Origin of the sequence: Puniceibacterium sp. IMCC21224 (assembly GCF_001038505.1) — a bacterium.
In the GTDB taxonomy this organism is placed as follows: Bacteria; Pseudomonadota; Alphaproteobacteria; order Rhodobacterales; family Rhodobacteraceae; genus Puniceibacterium.
This window is the reverse complement of the sequence record NZ_LDPY01000001.1, coordinates 1-15831: the sequence shown is the minus strand read 5'-3', so window position 1 is coordinate 15831 and position 15831 is coordinate 1. Positions and strand designations below refer to the sequence as shown.

The 15831-nt window shown below is 58.9% G+C and carries 14 protein-coding genes, 2 tRNA genes and 2 rRNA genes; 17 read left to right on the top strand and 1 reads right to left on the bottom strand.

All coding sequences use genetic code 11. The annotated features are described in order from the left end of the window. The first annotated feature begins 1 nt into the window (after position 1). From IMCC21224_RS00090 to IMCC21224_RS00040, 11 genes are all read left to right on the top strand, one after another. Positions 2-373 carry a hypothetical protein gene (locus tag IMCC21224_RS00090; RefSeq protein WP_047993598.1) on the top strand — a complete coding sequence of 124 codons (372 nt, stop codon included), beginning with the start codon at positions 2-4 and terminating at the stop codon, positions 371-373. Beyond that, the gene (locus tag IMCC21224_RS00085) at positions 366-1322 is read left to right on the top strand and encodes a VWA domain-containing protein (RefSeq protein ID WP_047993597.1); all 957 of its coding nucleotides are present in this window, start codon (positions 366-368) and stop codon (positions 1320-1322) included. Before IMCC21224_RS00090 ends, IMCC21224_RS00085 begins: the two co-directional genes overlap by 8 nt. Next, on the top strand, positions 1319-2218 hold the full coding sequence (locus tag IMCC21224_RS00080; protein ID WP_047993596.1) for a hypothetical protein: 900 nt from the start codon (positions 1319-1321) through the stop codon (positions 2216-2218). Before IMCC21224_RS00085 ends, IMCC21224_RS00080 begins: the two co-directional genes overlap by 4 nt. Next, the gene (locus tag IMCC21224_RS00075) at positions 2215-2901 is read left to right on the top strand and encodes a tetratricopeptide repeat protein (RefSeq protein WP_047993595.1); all 687 of its coding nucleotides are present in this window, start codon (positions 2215-2217) and stop codon (positions 2899-2901) included. The genes IMCC21224_RS00080 and IMCC21224_RS00075 overlap by 4 nt, the downstream gene beginning before the upstream one ends. Then, positions 2898-4094 (top strand): BatD family protein, encoded by a 1197-nt coding sequence (locus tag IMCC21224_RS00070; RefSeq protein ID WP_047993594.1) that lies wholly within the window; start codon positions 2898-2900, stop codon positions 4092-4094. Before IMCC21224_RS00075 ends, IMCC21224_RS00070 begins: the two co-directional genes overlap by 4 nt. A gap of 81 nt (positions 4095-4175) precedes the next feature. Then, positions 4176-4814 (top strand): S-(hydroxymethyl)glutathione synthase, encoded by a 639-nt coding sequence (gene gfa / locus IMCC21224_RS00065; RefSeq protein ID WP_082135092.1) that lies wholly within the window; start codon positions 4176-4178, stop codon positions 4812-4814. A gap of 126 nt (positions 4815-4940) precedes the next feature. Further along, the gene (locus tag IMCC21224_RS00060; RefSeq protein WP_047993593.1) at positions 4941-5666 is read left to right on the top strand and encodes a response regulator transcription factor; all 726 of its coding nucleotides are present in this window, start codon (positions 4941-4943) and stop codon (positions 5664-5666) included. A gap of 5 nt (positions 5667-5671) precedes the next feature. Beyond that, on the top strand, positions 5672-6832 hold the full coding sequence (locus tag IMCC21224_RS00055; protein WP_047993592.1) for an FIST N-terminal domain-containing protein: 1161 nt from the start codon (positions 5672-5674) through the stop codon (positions 6830-6832). Then, complete coding sequence (locus IMCC21224_RS00050) at positions 6829-9078, top strand: PAS-domain containing protein (RefSeq protein WP_047993591.1); 2250 nt, start codon at positions 6829-6831, stop codon at positions 9076-9078. The genes IMCC21224_RS00055 and IMCC21224_RS00050 overlap by 4 nt, the downstream gene beginning before the upstream one ends. 46 nt (positions 9079-9124) lie before the next feature. Continuing rightward, positions 9125-9790, top strand: coding sequence for a hypothetical protein (locus tag IMCC21224_RS00045; RefSeq protein WP_047993590.1), 666 nt, complete (start codon positions 9125-9127; stop codon positions 9788-9790). After that, positions 9787-10134: a hypothetical protein gene (locus tag IMCC21224_RS00040; protein ID WP_047993589.1), complete on the top strand. Its 348-nt coding sequence runs from the start codon at positions 9787-9789 to the stop codon at positions 10132-10134. Before IMCC21224_RS00045 ends, IMCC21224_RS00040 begins: the two co-directional genes overlap by 4 nt. A gap of 61 nt (positions 10135-10195) precedes the next feature. Here the strand turns inward: IMCC21224_RS00040 and IMCC21224_RS00035 are convergent, their stop codons facing one another. Beyond that, the gene (locus IMCC21224_RS00035; protein WP_047993588.1) at positions 10196-10636 is read right to left on the bottom strand and encodes a hypothetical protein; all 441 of its coding nucleotides are present in this window, start codon (positions 10634-10636) and stop codon (positions 10196-10198) included. A 173-nt stretch (positions 10637-10809) separates the two neighbouring features. Here IMCC21224_RS00035 and msrP point away from each other — a divergent pair, with 173 nt between their 5' ends. The 6 genes from msrP to IMCC21224_RS00005 all read left to right on the top strand — a co-directional run. After that, positions 10810-11718: a protein-methionine-sulfoxide reductase catalytic subunit MsrP gene (msrP, locus tag IMCC21224_RS00030; protein ID WP_047993587.1), complete on the top strand. Its 909-nt coding sequence runs from the start codon at positions 10810-10812 to the stop codon at positions 11716-11718. Further along, a complete protein-coding gene (msrQ, locus tag IMCC21224_RS00025) occupies positions 11718-12329 on the top strand; it encodes a protein-methionine-sulfoxide reductase heme-binding subunit MsrQ (protein WP_047993586.1) in 612 nt (203 codons plus the stop codon). Before msrP ends, msrQ begins: the two co-directional genes overlap by 1 nt. Before the next feature lie 769 nt (positions 12330-13098). After that, a 16S ribosomal RNA gene (locus IMCC21224_RS00020) occupies positions 13099-14564 on the top strand. 188 nt (positions 14565-14752) lie between these two features. Beyond that, positions 14753-14828, top strand: a tRNA-Ala gene (locus IMCC21224_RS00015). A 47-nt stretch (positions 14829-14875) separates the two neighbouring features. Beyond that, a tRNA-Ile gene (locus tag IMCC21224_RS00010) sits at positions 14876-14952 on the top strand. Between the two features lie 431 nt (positions 14953-15383). After that, positions 15384-15831, top strand: a 23S ribosomal RNA gene (locus IMCC21224_RS00005); the annotation flags it as partial.

The following is a 15831-nucleotide window of genomic DNA, read 5'->3' as shown; positions in this document are numbered from 1 at the left end:
CATGGCAGACCGCGCCCTGACAGAAGAGGCGGTGCGCAGCGGTTTGCGCGATATCCGCTTGCCGATGGAGGCGGCTGGCGGGTTGGCGGCAGATCTGCTTGCGGCCTTGGCGATTGGGCTGCTGTGCGCGGTTTTTCTGGGGTTGCTCGCGCGGTTTGTGACTCTGTCCCGGCCCAAAGCATCGCGAACTAGCCTAAAGCGAGAGGTAACGTCGCTAGAGGTGCTGCCCGATGATGCGCAACGAATCGCATTGCTGCATTTGTTAAAAGCCCGCGCGCCCGAACGGTATCGCGCGCTGGTGGGCGAGATTTATCGTCCCGGCGGGATGCCCGAACTGGTTGCGCTGCGCGCCCAGGTGTTGGCGCATGATTGATCTGGCGACGCCCCTTGCCTTGGTGTTGCTGCCATTGCCTTTGCTGTTGGCGCGATTCTTGCCGCCGGTTCCGGCACAGGGCGCTGCACTCGACGTGCCGGAACGGATTGGGCTGGGTATTCTGGCCGGTGCGGGGCAGGGGGGGGCGCCGATCTGGCGACGGCGCGCGTTACCGTGGATGATCTGGGCGCTGCTGGTGTTGGCCTTGTCGGGGCCGCGCGAACTGACGCCTGTGTCTGCGCTCAAGGTGTCGGGGCGGGACCTTGCGATTGCGCTCGACCTTTCTGGGTCAATGGTGCGCGACGACTTTTTTCTTGACGGTCAGCCGATCACCCGACTTGAGGCGGTGCAGCGCGTCGGCGCCGACTTTGCCCGACGCCGGGCAGGCGACCACGTTGCGCTGATCGTCTTTGGGTCCGAGGCCTATTACGCCGCACCATTCTCTTACGATACCGAAGCGATTGCGCGGGCGATCGAAACGTCGGTCATCGGTATATCCGGGCGGGCCACGAACGTGTCCGACGCGCTGGGTCTTGCGCTGAAACGTCTTGAGCCGTCAGAAGCGGCGAGCAAGGTGGTCATCCTGCTGTCGGACGGGATCAGCAATGCAGGTGACACCAATCCGCGCGGCGTTGCGGGCCTTGCCGCAGATCTGGGGGTCCGGGTCCACACGATTGCCATGGGCCCCAAGGATCTGACCGATTCGGAGCCGGGTGAAAACGGCGTGGTCGACGCGGCCACCCTGCGCGCGATTTCCGACCTTAGCGGCGGCACCTCGTTTCGGGTTCGCACGACCGAGGATCTGCAAAACGTGGCTGAGGCGCTCGATAAACTTGAGGCGACCGACAACGACGGGCTGGCCGCCGAGGTGTTCCGCGAATTCTGGGTGTACCCGGCGCTATTGGCGGCTATCCTGTGCCTTTGGGTCGCCTGGAGGGCGGATACGTGACCTTTGATTTGTCCCTGCTGCGGCCGCTGTGGCTGATTGCGCTGCCCGCATTGGCGGTGTTGGCGGTGCTGGTACGTCGGCGCAGGACCGGTTTGGGCGACTGGGACAAGGTGGTGGACCCTGCACTGATGGCCGGGTTGCGCGCGTTGGGGCGTATTGATCAGCAAGGGGCCGCACGTCGTGGTATGGGCGCATTGGTGGCTGCGGGGCTCATAATGCTGGCATTGGCGGGCCCCGCAATCGAGCGGCGGGATGCAGCTGCGTTTCGTAATCTTGATGGGGTGGTCTTTGTGCTGGATGCGTCACCTTCGGTGCTGCAAAGCGACCGCTGGCCGCAATTGCTGACCATGGGGCGGTTCGGTACCGGCGCGCTGGGATCGCGGCCCGGCGGTCTCGTTGTCTTTGCCGGCGACGCCTATGTCGCGATGGACCTGACCGGCGACACGCGGCAACTGGGCCAGATGTTGGCGGTTGTCGATGACGACACGCTGCCCGATCCTGGATCGCGGCCCGAACGCGGCCTTGCGCTGGCCGCAAGGATGCTGAGCGAGGCCGAAGTGCTGGCCGGTGACGTCGTGTTGCTGACCGACGGTGGTGGCTTGGGGGCGGGCGCAATGGAAGAGGCGGCGCGGATCAAGGGGCAGGGCGGGCGGCTATCGGTCGTCAGTCTCGGGTCTTTGGGGCCTGAGATCCAGACCCTGGCCGCAACCGGTGGCGGCCAGATCTTTGGGTTGCACGAAACCGATGCCTTTGCGGCTTTTCTGGCTGGACAGGGCCGCGACAGGTTGGAAAAGCAGGACTACCCGCTACTGTTTTGGGCCGATTATGGCCGCTGGCTGTTGGTACTGGCTATGATTCCGGTGCTGATGCTGTTCCGGCGCAGGGGCATGGCATGAGGCTGGGCTGGATACTTGGAGTGGCGATTGTCTGCCTGCTGGGATCTTTGGCGCTGGGGGGCACCGCCCCGTTGGGCCGTGTGTTGCTCAGCGCGGGTCAGCCCGGACTGGCGGCGCAGGTGTTCCGCGACCCGGGATGGCGGGGCGTCGCGCTCTATCGTTCGGGCGATATGTCGGGTGCCGCCGAGTCGTTTCGCGACGCGCGGATGATGCTGAATCTCGGCAATGCGCAGGTGTACCAAGGCGACTATGCAGCCGCGTTAGAAGCCTATGACGTGGCGCGGATGCGCGGCGACGACGAGGCGGCGGCGAATTTCAATCTGGTCTCAGCCTATTACGCTGGATTGGCGCTCGACCCGGACGCGCCGCTCCTGTGGGAGAGTGAGCGTGACCCCGATGGTCCAAAGGTGGAATCGGGGATCGCCAAGGGCAACGCCCGCGCCGCGAGCACCGGATCGGACACGACCAACGCAGGTGCACTGATCGGATTACCGGAACTCGACAGCCGTGGTCGGGTCGGTGTGCGCAAGGTGTTCGATGATAAATTCATGGTGGCAAATACGCGCTGGCTTAGTACGCTTCAGGACGTGCCGGGGGATTATCTGGCGGCGCGAATTCTGCACGAGTTCAAGCGGCGCAACAAACTGGGCCTGACTCCACCCGACCCGGAGGATCCGTCATGAGAGCGCTGATCGTGGTGTTTCTGATCTGGGCCAGTATCGCCGGGGCGCAGACAACCGAGGTTTTCCCCGGCGAGCTGAAATTGACCGTTTCGGTCGAAAACGACGATGTTGTGCCATACGAGCAAGAGATGGTGCTGGTGACGATCCACGGAGAATACCGCCGCCACATCACGCTGGAAAAGCTGGAACAGCCCGAGATGCCCGGCTTCAACTGGCTGCAACTTGGACAGGATCACTGGTTCGATACCCAGGTCGCGGGCAAAAAGGTCAAGAATCTGGTGCGGCGCATGGCGCTGTACCCCGACAAGGCGGGCACGCTGGAAATTGGTGCCTTTGTGCATCATCTGACGCTGACGGACGAAGGTGACGACTGGTTCGATCATGAAATCCGGTCCGAGCCGTTCACCATTCAGGTTCAGCCGGCGCCCAAGGTCGCGGGCTGGTGGCTCCCTGTGCGGCAGTTGCGGGTATCAGACGACTGGTCGAACGCACCGGATCAGCTGCAGCCGGGCGAAGGTGTCTTGCGGGTGATCCGTCTCGAGGCGGTTGGTGTCGGTCCCGACATGCTGCCGCCGATGCCTGAGCTGCATTCGCCATCAGCAATGATCTTTGCTCATCCGGAAAAGCGGTTGGTGGATCTGTCGCCCGAGGGGCCGGTCTCGGTCGCTTACTGGCGCTGGACGATCCGGCCTGGAAACGACACTTCAGCCATCGTCGAACCGCTGAGTTTTGATTATTTCGACACCCGCAACCGGGTGGCACGGACGGTCACGATTTCAGCGCAGCGGGTGGCGATGGATGCCGCCACGCTGCCGCCACCGGAAACGTCGCCCGAAGCCGGGCACATCTATCGCGGGGCAGTGCTGACGACATTGGTATTGTCGTTGGGTCTTGGGCTGGCGGCGGCGATGTTGGGGCGGCGATTCGGCGGACTGGATCAGGTGCGGCGTTTGCCATTGTTCGATCCGTTGCGGCGGGCCTTGCAGGCGGCGGCGGTGGCGCGGGATCTGTCGGGGCTGCGGCGCGCGGCGGTGGCGATGATGCGCCGCGATGGTGCTGATTCCAACCGTATGGCAGTGCTGTCAGAGTTGGATCGCGCCGTTTTTGATCCCGGCGCCGGAACGCCTGACAGCCGCGCCTTTGCCCGTCGTTTTTTGTCTCAAAGCCGTCGCAAAACCGATACCTTTGGTTAAATTGCTTCGATCTGGCGTGGCAGGCACCATTCGGCGTGCCGCCGTAGAAAAATAATTGGCGGTCTAGGGGGAGAGATATTCATGGGATTCCTTTCAAGTCTTTTTGGCGGCGGTTCGTCGGCAGGCTCGAATGACGCGCCGCGCTATACCAGCGTGCGGATTCATCCAGCGGTGGACAACGGGGTCAAACCGGGCGCTGCGGGTTTTGGTGGCGGCGCACTCAAGTGTCATTGCACAACGGACAAGGTTGTCGTCGAAATCAGCGGCCAGACCGCGCACAACCACGTCTGTGGCTGTTCGAAATGCTGGAAACCCAAAGGCGCCACCTTTTCGCAGGTGGCCGTTGTTTCGCGCGACAAGGTGGCCGTCACCGAAAACGGGGAAAAGCTGGACCGGGTAGATGCCCATGCCGCGATCCAGCGCTATGCCTGCAAAGGCTGCGGCGTGCATATGTACGGTCGGATTGAGAACAAGGATCATCCTTTCCACGGTCTGGACTTTGTTCACACCGAACTATCGCAGGCGTCAGGCTGGGCGGCGCCGGAATTCGCGGCTTTTGTGTCCTCTATCCTCGAAGCTGGGTATGCACCGGACAAGATGGGCCCGGTTCGGGGGCGTCTGACGGAGCTGGGGTTAACGCCTTATGATTGCCTGTCGCCTGCATTGATGGATGCCATCGCAACACATATCGGCAAGGCGAACGGCACGCAAAAGGGCTGAGCGCTGGCGCGCCTAACCTGGGCAGGGGCCACCCACGCCCCGGTCCAGTGATAACCGCCACGAGGATGCGTCAGAGTTGCGTGATGCCCGGTTTTGTTGATATCCTTGCGGCAGGGAGGACATTTTATGAAACACGCACCGGTAGCGCACCCCGCTGGCCGCATCCGTTCGGTATTGATCGTCGACGATCATCCACTGTACGGCGATGCGCTTGCCTCGGCTTTGCGCCATGAATTTCAGGATTGCCGAATTGAGACGGCCAGATCGCTGGGTGAGGCGATGGAGGCGCTTGACCGCGGGATGGAACCCGATTTGGTGATGTTTGATCTTAAACTGCCCGATGTCAGCGGCATCAGCGGGTTCCTGTCGCTGCGCGACCGTATCCCGGATTCGCCGATTCTGGTGATCTCGTCGCTGACCTCGGTTGATGTGGTGCATGCGCTGATGGATGCCGGCGCGGCGGGTTTTCTGCCAAAGGACGCGTCGTCGCAGATTCTGCGCGCGGTGTTGTTCGATGTCAGTTCGGGACGCAAATATGTGCCCAAGGGCTATCAGCGCACAGCAAATGCCGAACAGCAACGCCCTGATTGCGTGCAAGTCAACCACAAGCTGGCCGATCTGACACCGCAACAGACGAGGATCATGAAGCTGATCTGCGCCGGCAAGCCGAACAAACAGATTGCCTATGAGCTCAATCTGGCCGAGGCGACGGTCAAGGCGCATATCACGGCGCTGTTGCGGCGGCTTGGGGTGCAGAATCGGACACAGGCCGCAGTTCTGGTGGAAAGTGGCAATCTGGATCCGGCTGGCAATATTGGTGACGCGGATGCCCGCGCGTTTCTGAGCCAGTAGCCGGAATGCTGCATCAACCGCTTTCGTCGCCGACGTCGGTGGGCGTGGCGGTATCCTACGCCCGCGATGCCGACACCGCCGTTCAAGAGACGGTAACGCAGCTTGACCTGCGCGAGATTTGCTTTGCCTTGGTGCTGGTGCCGGAGGGGTTGGATTTTGACGCGCTGGCGATCGCGTTGAACCGGCACTACGAAGGGGTGCCGGTCTTTGGCTGCACCACGGCTGGCCAGATCACGCCCAAAGGATACGAGACTGAGGCGCTGCAAATCATCGCCTTTCCGAAAAAGCATTTCCGTTGCGCGTCGATGCTGATCGAGCCGCTCAAGCCGCTGTCGATGAAACAGATCGCGGCGGATGCCCGGCGCCACGCCGCGCAGTTCCAGCGGACGGCGGAGTGGAACCGGCTGGCGCTGATCTTTGCCGATGGTCTGTCCAAGCAAGAGGACATGCTGGTCACCGCACTGGAAACCGGGCTGGACGATATGCCGGTTTTTGGCGGGTCCGCAGGCAACGGGCTGAACTTTCGCGAAACCTTTGTGCTGCACAACGGCACATTTCATACCAATGCGGCGCTGCTGATTCTGCTGGAAACCGACCTTGGCTTTACCGGACTTGGGTTCGACCATTTCCTGCCGACGGACAAGCAGATGGTCGTGACCCACGCCCTGCCCGAAGAGCGGCTGGTGCTGGAAATCAACGGATCGCCCGCCGCGCTGGAATATGCCCGGCTTGTAGGTGTTGATGTGGACAGCCTGTCGCCGCAGGTCTTTGCCGAAAACCCGGTGCTGGTGCGCAACCACATGAACTATCACGTGCGTGCAATTCAGGAGGCGCCGGGCGCGCATGCGCTGTCGTTCCTGTCTGCGATCGACGATGGCCTGCTGCTGACGCTGGGCCGCGGCAAGGAAATCCTGCGGACCCTTGAGGCCGGGTTGGATGTACGCAACGAACAGGGCAATCGGCCGGACTTTATCCTTGGGTTCGACTGCGTGCTGCGCAAATTAGAGATCGAGCAAAAACAGCTGAGCGGCCCGGTGTCCGAGATATTCCGCAACTTCAAGGTGCTGGGGTTCAACACCTATGGCGAACAACATTGCGGGGTGCATGTGAACCAGACCTTTGTTGGCGTGGCGTTCTTTGAACCTCAAAGGCGGGACCTGCATTGATCAATCCTGACGATCCACTCGACATTCAGGTCGTCAAGCAGGGCAAGATTATTGACGCGCTGGTGCGACGCCACGCGCGGCAGCATGACGTCGGCCAGTCAGCCTATGCGGCCTTCCAGTCGGCAATCGCCCTTCAGGGGCAGGTCTGGGCCAAGACCCGTGATCTGGAACGTACCTCGAACGAGCTTGAGCTGGTACGGTTCGACCGCGAGCGGACGCAGGCCAATCTGGCCGATGCACTGTCAGCGATGGAGGGGGGATTCGCGCTATTCACCGATGGGGATTTGCAGGTCTGCAACGATCTGTTCAAGACGCTGTTGCCAGATATTACCGACCGCATTCTGCCGGGGCTGAGCATGTCCGCCTATTTCAGCGCTTTGGAACGCAGCGGCCATCTGGTTGATCCTGATCGTGCAATCCGCAATCAATTGGCCGAAGCACGTCAAGGGCCGTCAGGCGCGACCTTGCTGTCATTTGTCATGGCGCTAACCGGCGACCGCTGGTTTCAGATCAGCCAACAGCGCACGTCTTCGGACAATGTGGTCATCCTGCAAACCGAGATTACCGATATTGTGCGGCAGAACCAGTCGGAAAAGGACCGGCTGATCGACATGCAGGGGCATTACCTGCAAGCGGCGTTCGACAACATGACGGCAGGTATCTGCACGTTTTCGCGCGACGGTTCGGTGATGATTCACAACGACCGGTTTCGCGAATTGCTGGGGCTGCCATTCACGCTGATGCATCAGGGCACCACGTTTCCGCAGGTGCTGGCATTTGTACAGGCCAACGGGCTGTTGGTGCAGTCGGACATCACGGATATCGACCGCTGGCCGTATCGGCTGCGCACCGAAGGGCGGTTGCGCAAACGGCTGCGTCATGGCGGCGGGCGGGTGCTGGATCTGCATGCGCATCTGTTGCCGGATCGTGGGTTTCTGGTCGATATCAAGGATGTCACGCTGGAAAGCCGCGCCACAGAAATGCTGGAGCGGCGGGTTGAAGAGCGTACATCGGATCTGACCAAGGCGAACCAACGTCTGACCGAGCAATATGAAGCGCAGGCGGACGTCGAAGAGGAATTGCGCAAGGCCAAGGAGCTGGCCGAGGCGGCCGTATCCTCCAAGACACGGTTTCTGGCTGCGGCTAGTCACGATCTGCTGCAACCGATCAATGCTGCCAAGCTGCTGATCTCGACCCTGTGGGATATGTCGCAAAACACGTCGCTGGGCCCGACGGTCGAGCGGCTAGAGGGGTCATTCGTCTCGATCGAATCGCTGCTGCATGCGCTGCTGGACATTTCGAGGCTGGAAAGCACGGAAAGTGCGCTGACGGTGACGGATGTTTGCCTGAATTCGCTGATGCAGGGCATCATCGAAGATCACGCCCCGGTCGCGGCAAAAAAAGGGGTGCGGCTGGATGTGGTGCCCTGTTCGCTTTGGGTGCGCAGTGATCAGCGATATCTGTTGCGGTCGTTGCAGAACCTTGTGGTCAACGCGATCCAGTACACCGAAAAGGGTCGCGTCCTGGTCGGATGCCGCCAGCGTGGCTCGTCAGTGGTGTTGCAGGTTTGGGATACCGGGATGGGTATCTCACACAAGGATCAGGGCCGGATCTTTGACGAATTCACCCGCGCAGACAATGTGCCGCCAGGGTCAGGCATGGGGCTGGGGCTGTCGATTGTCGACCGGACCTGCCGTCATCTGGGCCACCGGGTCAGCGTGCGCTCCAAGCCCGGGGTTGGATCGGTCTTTTCCATCGAGATGGAGATGGTGGCGGGACGTCCGACGCAGCCTGTCCGGGAAGTGCCGGAACAGGCCAGCCATGACGGCGATATGAACCTGATTGCGCTGGTGGTCGAAAATGACCCCTATGTGCTGTTTGCCACGACGCAAAAGCTTGAGACTTGGGGCGCGAGCGTTCTGGCCGCCCGATCCACCGAAGAGGCGTTGGCGCTGGTGGCGGATATCGGCATGGCCCCCGATATTCTGCTGGCGGATTATCAGCTGGACGGCGATGACACCGGGGTTCACACCATCCGGGCGGTGCGTGCGGCGACTGGCGTGGCGGTGCCCGCGATCATGATCACGGCTGACAGGGGTCCGGCACTGGTTCGCATCGGCGAAGAGGAGGACTTTACCGTGCTTACCAAGCCGGTACAGCTGTCGCGGTTGCGGCCGCTGATTGACTGGAAGACCCGGCCCGGTGCCGAACCTGCGCCACGCGCCACCGACAAAAGTATCGCATGACAGCGGCGGGCTGAAGGCTAGGCTCAGACACCGGGAGGATCACGACATGTCGAAACTGAGAACACGCCTGTGCGGAGTCGCTATGGCCATAATGCTGGGCACGGCAGCGCAGGCTGATGGAGCGGCGACCTATGATCTGCTGTTTCGCGACGGTACACTGGATTCCGTGTCAAAGGATGTAATGCTGCATTACGAGCGCGATGTCACAAATGCGCTGGTCACCGAAGCGGGGCCGCGCGACACTGGCGATGTGACCCTATCCTTTGAGGGCGGAGAGCCGCTACAGGTAAGCCTGCTGTTCGAACGGGATGGCAAGCATCGCAACCTTGGTACTTTTCCAGCGAGCGTCGGTAATCCGATCATCATGTATTTTGTCGAAACCGTGGTGCGGGATATGGCCGAATCTGCGGGAGGCAGTCCGTTCTATATCCGTAACAGGGTGAAAGAAGCGCTGATCACACCGACTGATGTGATTGAGGGCGAGGCGCAGTTCGGGGATCGCATTGTGTCGACTCAGACGGTGGTTCTGCACCCCTTTGCCGAGGATCCGAACCGGGACAAGATGAAGGGATTCGGAGATCTCGCGCTTAGTGTCACAATGTCGGATGCCGTGCCCGGCTGGTATCTGACGCTAAGTGCTGCGGCCCAAGGCGCCGAAGCGCCGGTTTATAGCTCTGTTCTGAGCTTCTCGGAACTGGAGGAGTCTAAATGAGATGGTTCTGTGTGGCTCTGGCCGGGGTAATGGCGCTACCGGCATCAGCCCAAAGCGTGGCAGAGCGCCTGAACGATTATCCGACTGTGGCACGGGCGGATTACGTTTTCGGATGTATGGCGAGCAATGGACAAAGCCGTCAGGCGCTTGAGAACTGCTCGTGCTCGATTGATGAAATCGCGTCGATCCTGCCGTACGATAAATATGTCGAGGCCGAGACAGTGCTGTCGCTGCGCTTGACGGGCGGCGAGCGGATGTCGATCTTTCGCTCGGCGGCGATGGCCAATGTGATTGTTGCCGACTTGCGGCGCGCGCAGGCCGAAGCCGAGATTTTGTGTTTTTAAGCCGGGCGCGTTTACCGGGCTGCGATCTGACCCATTTCCGATAAATCAAGTCACCGCTGGGTCAGTCGTCCAATCCGATAGCGGCGCGGGTGATGGTGTCGAGCAGGGTCTCGACCTCTTTCATTGCGCCTTCGGGAAAACTGCGGAATCCGATGGTGGTCTGGTCTGGCGTGTCCGGGCTGGTAAAGACGAAAATGTCATAGGGGCAAAACCGGATGTTGAGTGGATCGACCTCCATCACCTTGCGTGACACAACCGCGGAACAAAAGCTAAGCACCTCGGCCTGTTCAAACAGCACCACATCAGATCCGACATCGGCGCGGGTGCGGTCCAGCATTTCACCGACATGGCTGGTCGCACTGACCACCAACCCCTGATCGACGATCGCATTCTCCAATCCAAAGAGCACGTCATCAAAGCTTTGATCGGTATCATAGGTGACAACATCCTGTGCCAGCACCGGACCGGCAAGCAGGCAGAGCAAGGCAAGGGGGCGAAACATAGCGAACCTTTCGGATTGTGCTGCGGTCAGTATAGCCGGATGCTGCGCGGAAATCCAAACACCTCGGCGGGGCTGGTGAACGTTACAATCCCGGCACGTCAACGTGACGAGACGTGGTTTGGTGAATATGTGGCATTGGCCTACATCTTTCTCAACATATGCAGGAGAGATAGATGGCCTACCGCTGGACGAACGACCTAACACATGATGACGTGACCCCTGAGGCGCTGTTCCTCAACCGCCGCCAGATTATGGCGGGGTTGGCGGCGGGCAGCATAGCGGGGGCGCTCGGCACAAGCGCGCAGGCGCAGGACGCCCCGGATATGGAGCCCAACAGCTGGGAAGAGATCACCGGCTACTGCAACTATTATGAGTTCGGAACCGGCAAGGAAGATCCCGCGAATTATGCCGGGTCGCTGACAACCGCGCCTTGGACGATCAAGATCGACGGCATGGTGGATAAGCCCGGCGACTATGCGCTGGCTGATATCAAGCAGCAGATGACGATTGAGGAGCGGATCTACCGGTTCCGCTGTGTTGAGGCCTGGTCGATGGTTGTGCCGTGGAACGGTTTTGAACTGGCGGATCTGTTGGATATGGCGGGGGTTCAGTCGGGCGCGAAATACGTGGCCTTTGAAACCGCGCTACGCCCGGATGAAATGCCGGGTGTGTCCAGTCGCGTTCTGGAATGGCCGTATGTCGAAGGTCTGCGGCTGGACGAGGCGCGGCATCCGCTGACCCTGATGGCAACGGGCATTTATGGCCGCGATATCGCAAATCAGAACGGGGCGCCGGTCCGTTTGGTGGTGCCGTGGAAATATGGCTACAAATCCATCAAGTCGATTGTACGCATCACTCTGACCGACAAAGAGCCGCCGACCAGTTGGAATAAGGCGAGCGCCCGCGAATACGGCTTCTATAGTAATGTGAACCCCGAGGTGGATCATCCGCGCTGGAGCCAGGCGTCCGAGCGGCGTGTCGGGGGCGGGTTCTTTTCCAAACGCCAGCCAACGACCAAGTTCAACGGCTATGACGAAGTGGCCAGCCTGTATGACGGCATGGATCTGGCGGAGTTCCACTGATGCGCAGCCTTGTTGACCCACTGAACCGCACGGTTCGCCGCGTACCGGCATGGGCGCTCTATATAGTGGGCGTGCTGCCGGTTGTTTGGCTGGTCTGGCAGGGCTTCAATGGTGGGCTGGGTTTTGAACCCATCAAAGAACTGGAGCACCGCCTGGGTGAGCTGGCGCTGCAATTGCTGGTGGCCGGGTTGGCGATCACACCGCTGCGGCGGCATCTGGGGGTCAACCTTCTAAAGTTTCGCCGCGCCGTTGGCCTGATCGCCTTTACGTATGTCGCGCTGCATTTGCTGGTCTGGCTGGTGTTGGATGTGCAGATCGTCGGGCAGATATGGGCCGATATTCTCAAGCGTCCTTATATCACTGTGGGGATGGCGGGCTTTGCGCTGCTGATTCCCTTGGCCGTTACTTCGAACAACTGGTCGGTCCGTCGGTTGGGGCCGACTTGGCGCAAGCTACACAAGCTGACTTATGGCGCGGTGCTGCTGGGGGCGATTCACTATGTGATGCTGGTCAAAGGCTTTCAGATCGAACCGCTGCTGTACTTTGGCGCAATCATCGGGCTGTTGACCCTGCGACTACGATGGACTCAGCGCCAGCGAGTCGCCGCCTGAAGTCGGATTCGCAGTTCGGAGACTAAAAACCGCCTTTGGGCGGTTTTTTTACGCCTCGAGTCGGGCGATCCGAGTCGCGTCACGCTTGGATTCGCCGTTCTCGCGCGGCTGGCTGGGGGTAAGTCTGTGGGTAACCCAAGATGTGGGTATTACTCCCCTTAACGTGCGGGAAAAATGTTGCGTGCGACGCTAGGTCCGACGCAAGAAAGGTTCGCAAACGGCTGATTTTCCTAAGAAAATAGAGTTTTTGAAGAAAAAGTGACGATCGATGAAAAAATCGCTTGCGGACTTTGGCATCAAACCTTAGACACCCCCTACCGGCGGCGCTGAGGTGCTAACGGGACGCCGGACGGGGCGGACGGGACGGGGTGGCGCAGGTCACCGAGGTTGGTTCGGATCGGAAGGCGGCGACGGAAATTAGAGGTATTGCAGGCGGGGCGCGCCGAAAGTTAGGGCGCATCTTGGTTTGTTTTTGTCTCGTGCTCTTTGACATTGCTAATATCTGAAGAGATATGTGGGCGGTTTGGTTCAATCGATGAACAGACGCTGCATATCGCGCTAGTAGGGGCAACCCGATGATCTAGTGTCAGCTTCACTGTTTGACGGACTTCGGTTTCCAATGGAAACTGATGTACATCAGACAGAAGACTGTTCTTTGGTTTTAACGTTTTATTATGAGATGGCGGGTGACTGTTATCGATTAGTGAAGCGGTGAGACAAAGAACGATGTGCAGAGGTTCGAACGTCAAGGATAAGCAGTAATGCTTTTCAACTTGAGAGTTTGATCCTGGCTCAGAACGAACGCTGGCGGCAGGCCTAACACATGCAAGTCGAACGGCACCTTCGGGTGTAGTGGCGGACGGGTTAGTAACGCGTGGGAACGTACCCTTTTCTACGGAATAGCCTCGGGAAACTGAGAGTAATACCGTATAAGCCCTTCGGGGGAAAGATTTATCGGGAAAGGATCGGCCCGCGTTAGATTAGATAGTTGGTGGGGTAATGGCCTACCAAGTCTACGATCTATAGCTGGTTTTAGAGGATGATCAGCAACACTGGGACTGAGACACGGCCCAGACTCCTACGGGAGGCAGCAGTGGGGAATCTTAGACAATGGGCGCAAGCCTGATCTAGCCATGCCGCGTGTGTGATGAAGGCCTTAGGGTCGTAAAGCACTTTCGCCAGAGATGATAATGACAGTATCTGGTAAAGAAACCCCGGCTAACTCCGTGCCAGCAGCCGCGGTAATACGGAGGGGGTTAGCGTTGTTCGGAATTACTGGGCGTAAAGCGCGCGTAGGCGGATTAGAAAGTATGGGGTGAAATCCCGGGGCTCAACCTCGGAACTGCCTCATAAACTACTAGTCTAGAGTTCGAGAGAGGTGAGTGGAATTCCGAGTGTAGAGGTGAAATTCGTAGATATTCGGAGGAACACCAGTGGCGAAGGCGGCTCACTGGCTCGATACTGACGCTGAGGTGCGAAAGTGTGGGGAGCAAACAGGATTAGATACCCTGGTAGTCCACACCGTAAACGATGAATGCCAGACGTCAGCAAGCATGCTTGTTGGTGTCACACCTAACGGATTAAGCATTCCGCCTGGGGAGTACGGTCGCAAGATTAAAACTCAAAGGAATTGACGGGGGCCCGCACAAGCGGTGGAGCATGTGGTTTAATTCGAAGCAACGCGCAGAACCTTACCAACCCTTGACATCCTAGGACCGCCAGAGAGATTTGGCTTTCTCGTAAGAGACCTAGTGACAGGTGCTGCATGGCTGTCGTCAGCTCGTGTCGTGAGATGTTCGGTTAAGTCCGGCAACGAGCGCAACCCACATCTTTAGTTGCCAGCAGTTCGGCTGGGCACTCTAGAGAAACTGCCCGTGATAAGCGGGAGGAAGGTGTGGATGACGTCAAGTCCTCATGGCCCTTACGGGTTGGGCTACACACGTGCTACAATGGCAGTGACAATGGGTTAATCCCCAAAAGCTGTCTCAGTTCGGATTGGGGTCTGCAACTCGACCCCATGAAGTCGGAATCGCTAGTAATCGCGTAACAGCATGACGCGGTGAATACGTTCCCGGGCCTTGTACACACCGCCCGTCACACCATGGGAGTTGGGTTTACCCGAAGACGGTGCGCCAACCTGTTCGCAGGGGGCAGCTGGCCACGGTAAGCTCAGCGACTGGGGTGAAGTCGTAACAAGGTAGCCGTAGGGGAACCTGCGGCTGGATCACCTCCTTTCTAAGGATGATCCTAGATTGATAGCTTGCTATCAACGTGGATCACTTAGCATGGTTTCTACCTTTGGAAACCAAACATCATACGGGCCAGGCCGTCCTCATATCTCTTCAGAAACGCTAGGTTCCGCATGGATCCTGCCCTAGGTAGCCGTAAGGCAATAGGGTGGATATCCGCGGAATTCCGGGCAAGGGGCCTTAGCTCAGCTGGGAGAGCGCCTGATTTGCATTCAGGAGGTCAGGAGTTCGATCCTCCTAGGCTCCACCACGAATTTGGCGACCCTTCCAACTGATGCGCTGATGGCCCTTAAGAATGGGTCGGTAGCTCAGGTGGTTAGAGCGCACGCCTGATAAGCGTGAGGTCGGAGGTTCAAGTCCTCCTCGACCCACCATTCTTCTTCGATTAGATCGTTAAGCACTGTTAAGTGTTTAACCGTCCAATCGGACGAATTGACATCGTATAGAGAGATACAAAATCAACACTGTTTGATCACCCGAGTATGGGAATGATCTCAGTGGGGAGCAAAGGCCGCAAGGCTGATGCGAGCAGGACTTTAGGTTGTTTCCTCGACCGAACCCCTGTCTGCCTCGCTGAAAACGAACAGAGTTGTCCAAGTCAAGTACACTAACCCGGTTCAACATTCGCACGGATGTTGGGCCACTGCGATTTAACCATCGCAAAAGTTCAGACCAAAGGGTCTGAGCGGGAAAAGTATGCTTTTGATTAGTGTCACAGGGAAGTCAAAAGGCTCTGTGACCGCAGTAAGAGCGCTCAAGTAGCAACGCAATAGCGGTGTAAAAGAGCCTAGCTTTTACTGGATCAAATCAAGCGCGAAAAGGGCGTTTGGTGGATGCCTTGGCAGTAAGAGGCGATGAAGGACGTGATACTCTGCGATAAGCCATGGGGAGCTGAGAATAAGCTTTGATCCATGGATTTCCGAATGGGGCAACCCACCTGACAGTTTGTTATAATAGCCTTCGGGCTGCTTATAATGGGCTGAAACAGGTACTTATTACCTGAATACATAGGGTTTTAAGAGCAAACCCGGGGAACTGAAACATCTAAGTACCCGGAGGAAAGGACATCAATAGAGACTCCCTAGTAGCGGCGACGCGAACGGGGGACCAGCGAGTCCTGAGAGTGACCAGAACGACCTGGAAGGTCGGCCATAGCGGGTGACAGCCCCGTATGGGAAGCTCAATGGAACGTATTAAGTAGGGCGGGGACACGTGAAATCCTGTTCGAAGATCGGAGGACCACCTCCGAAGGC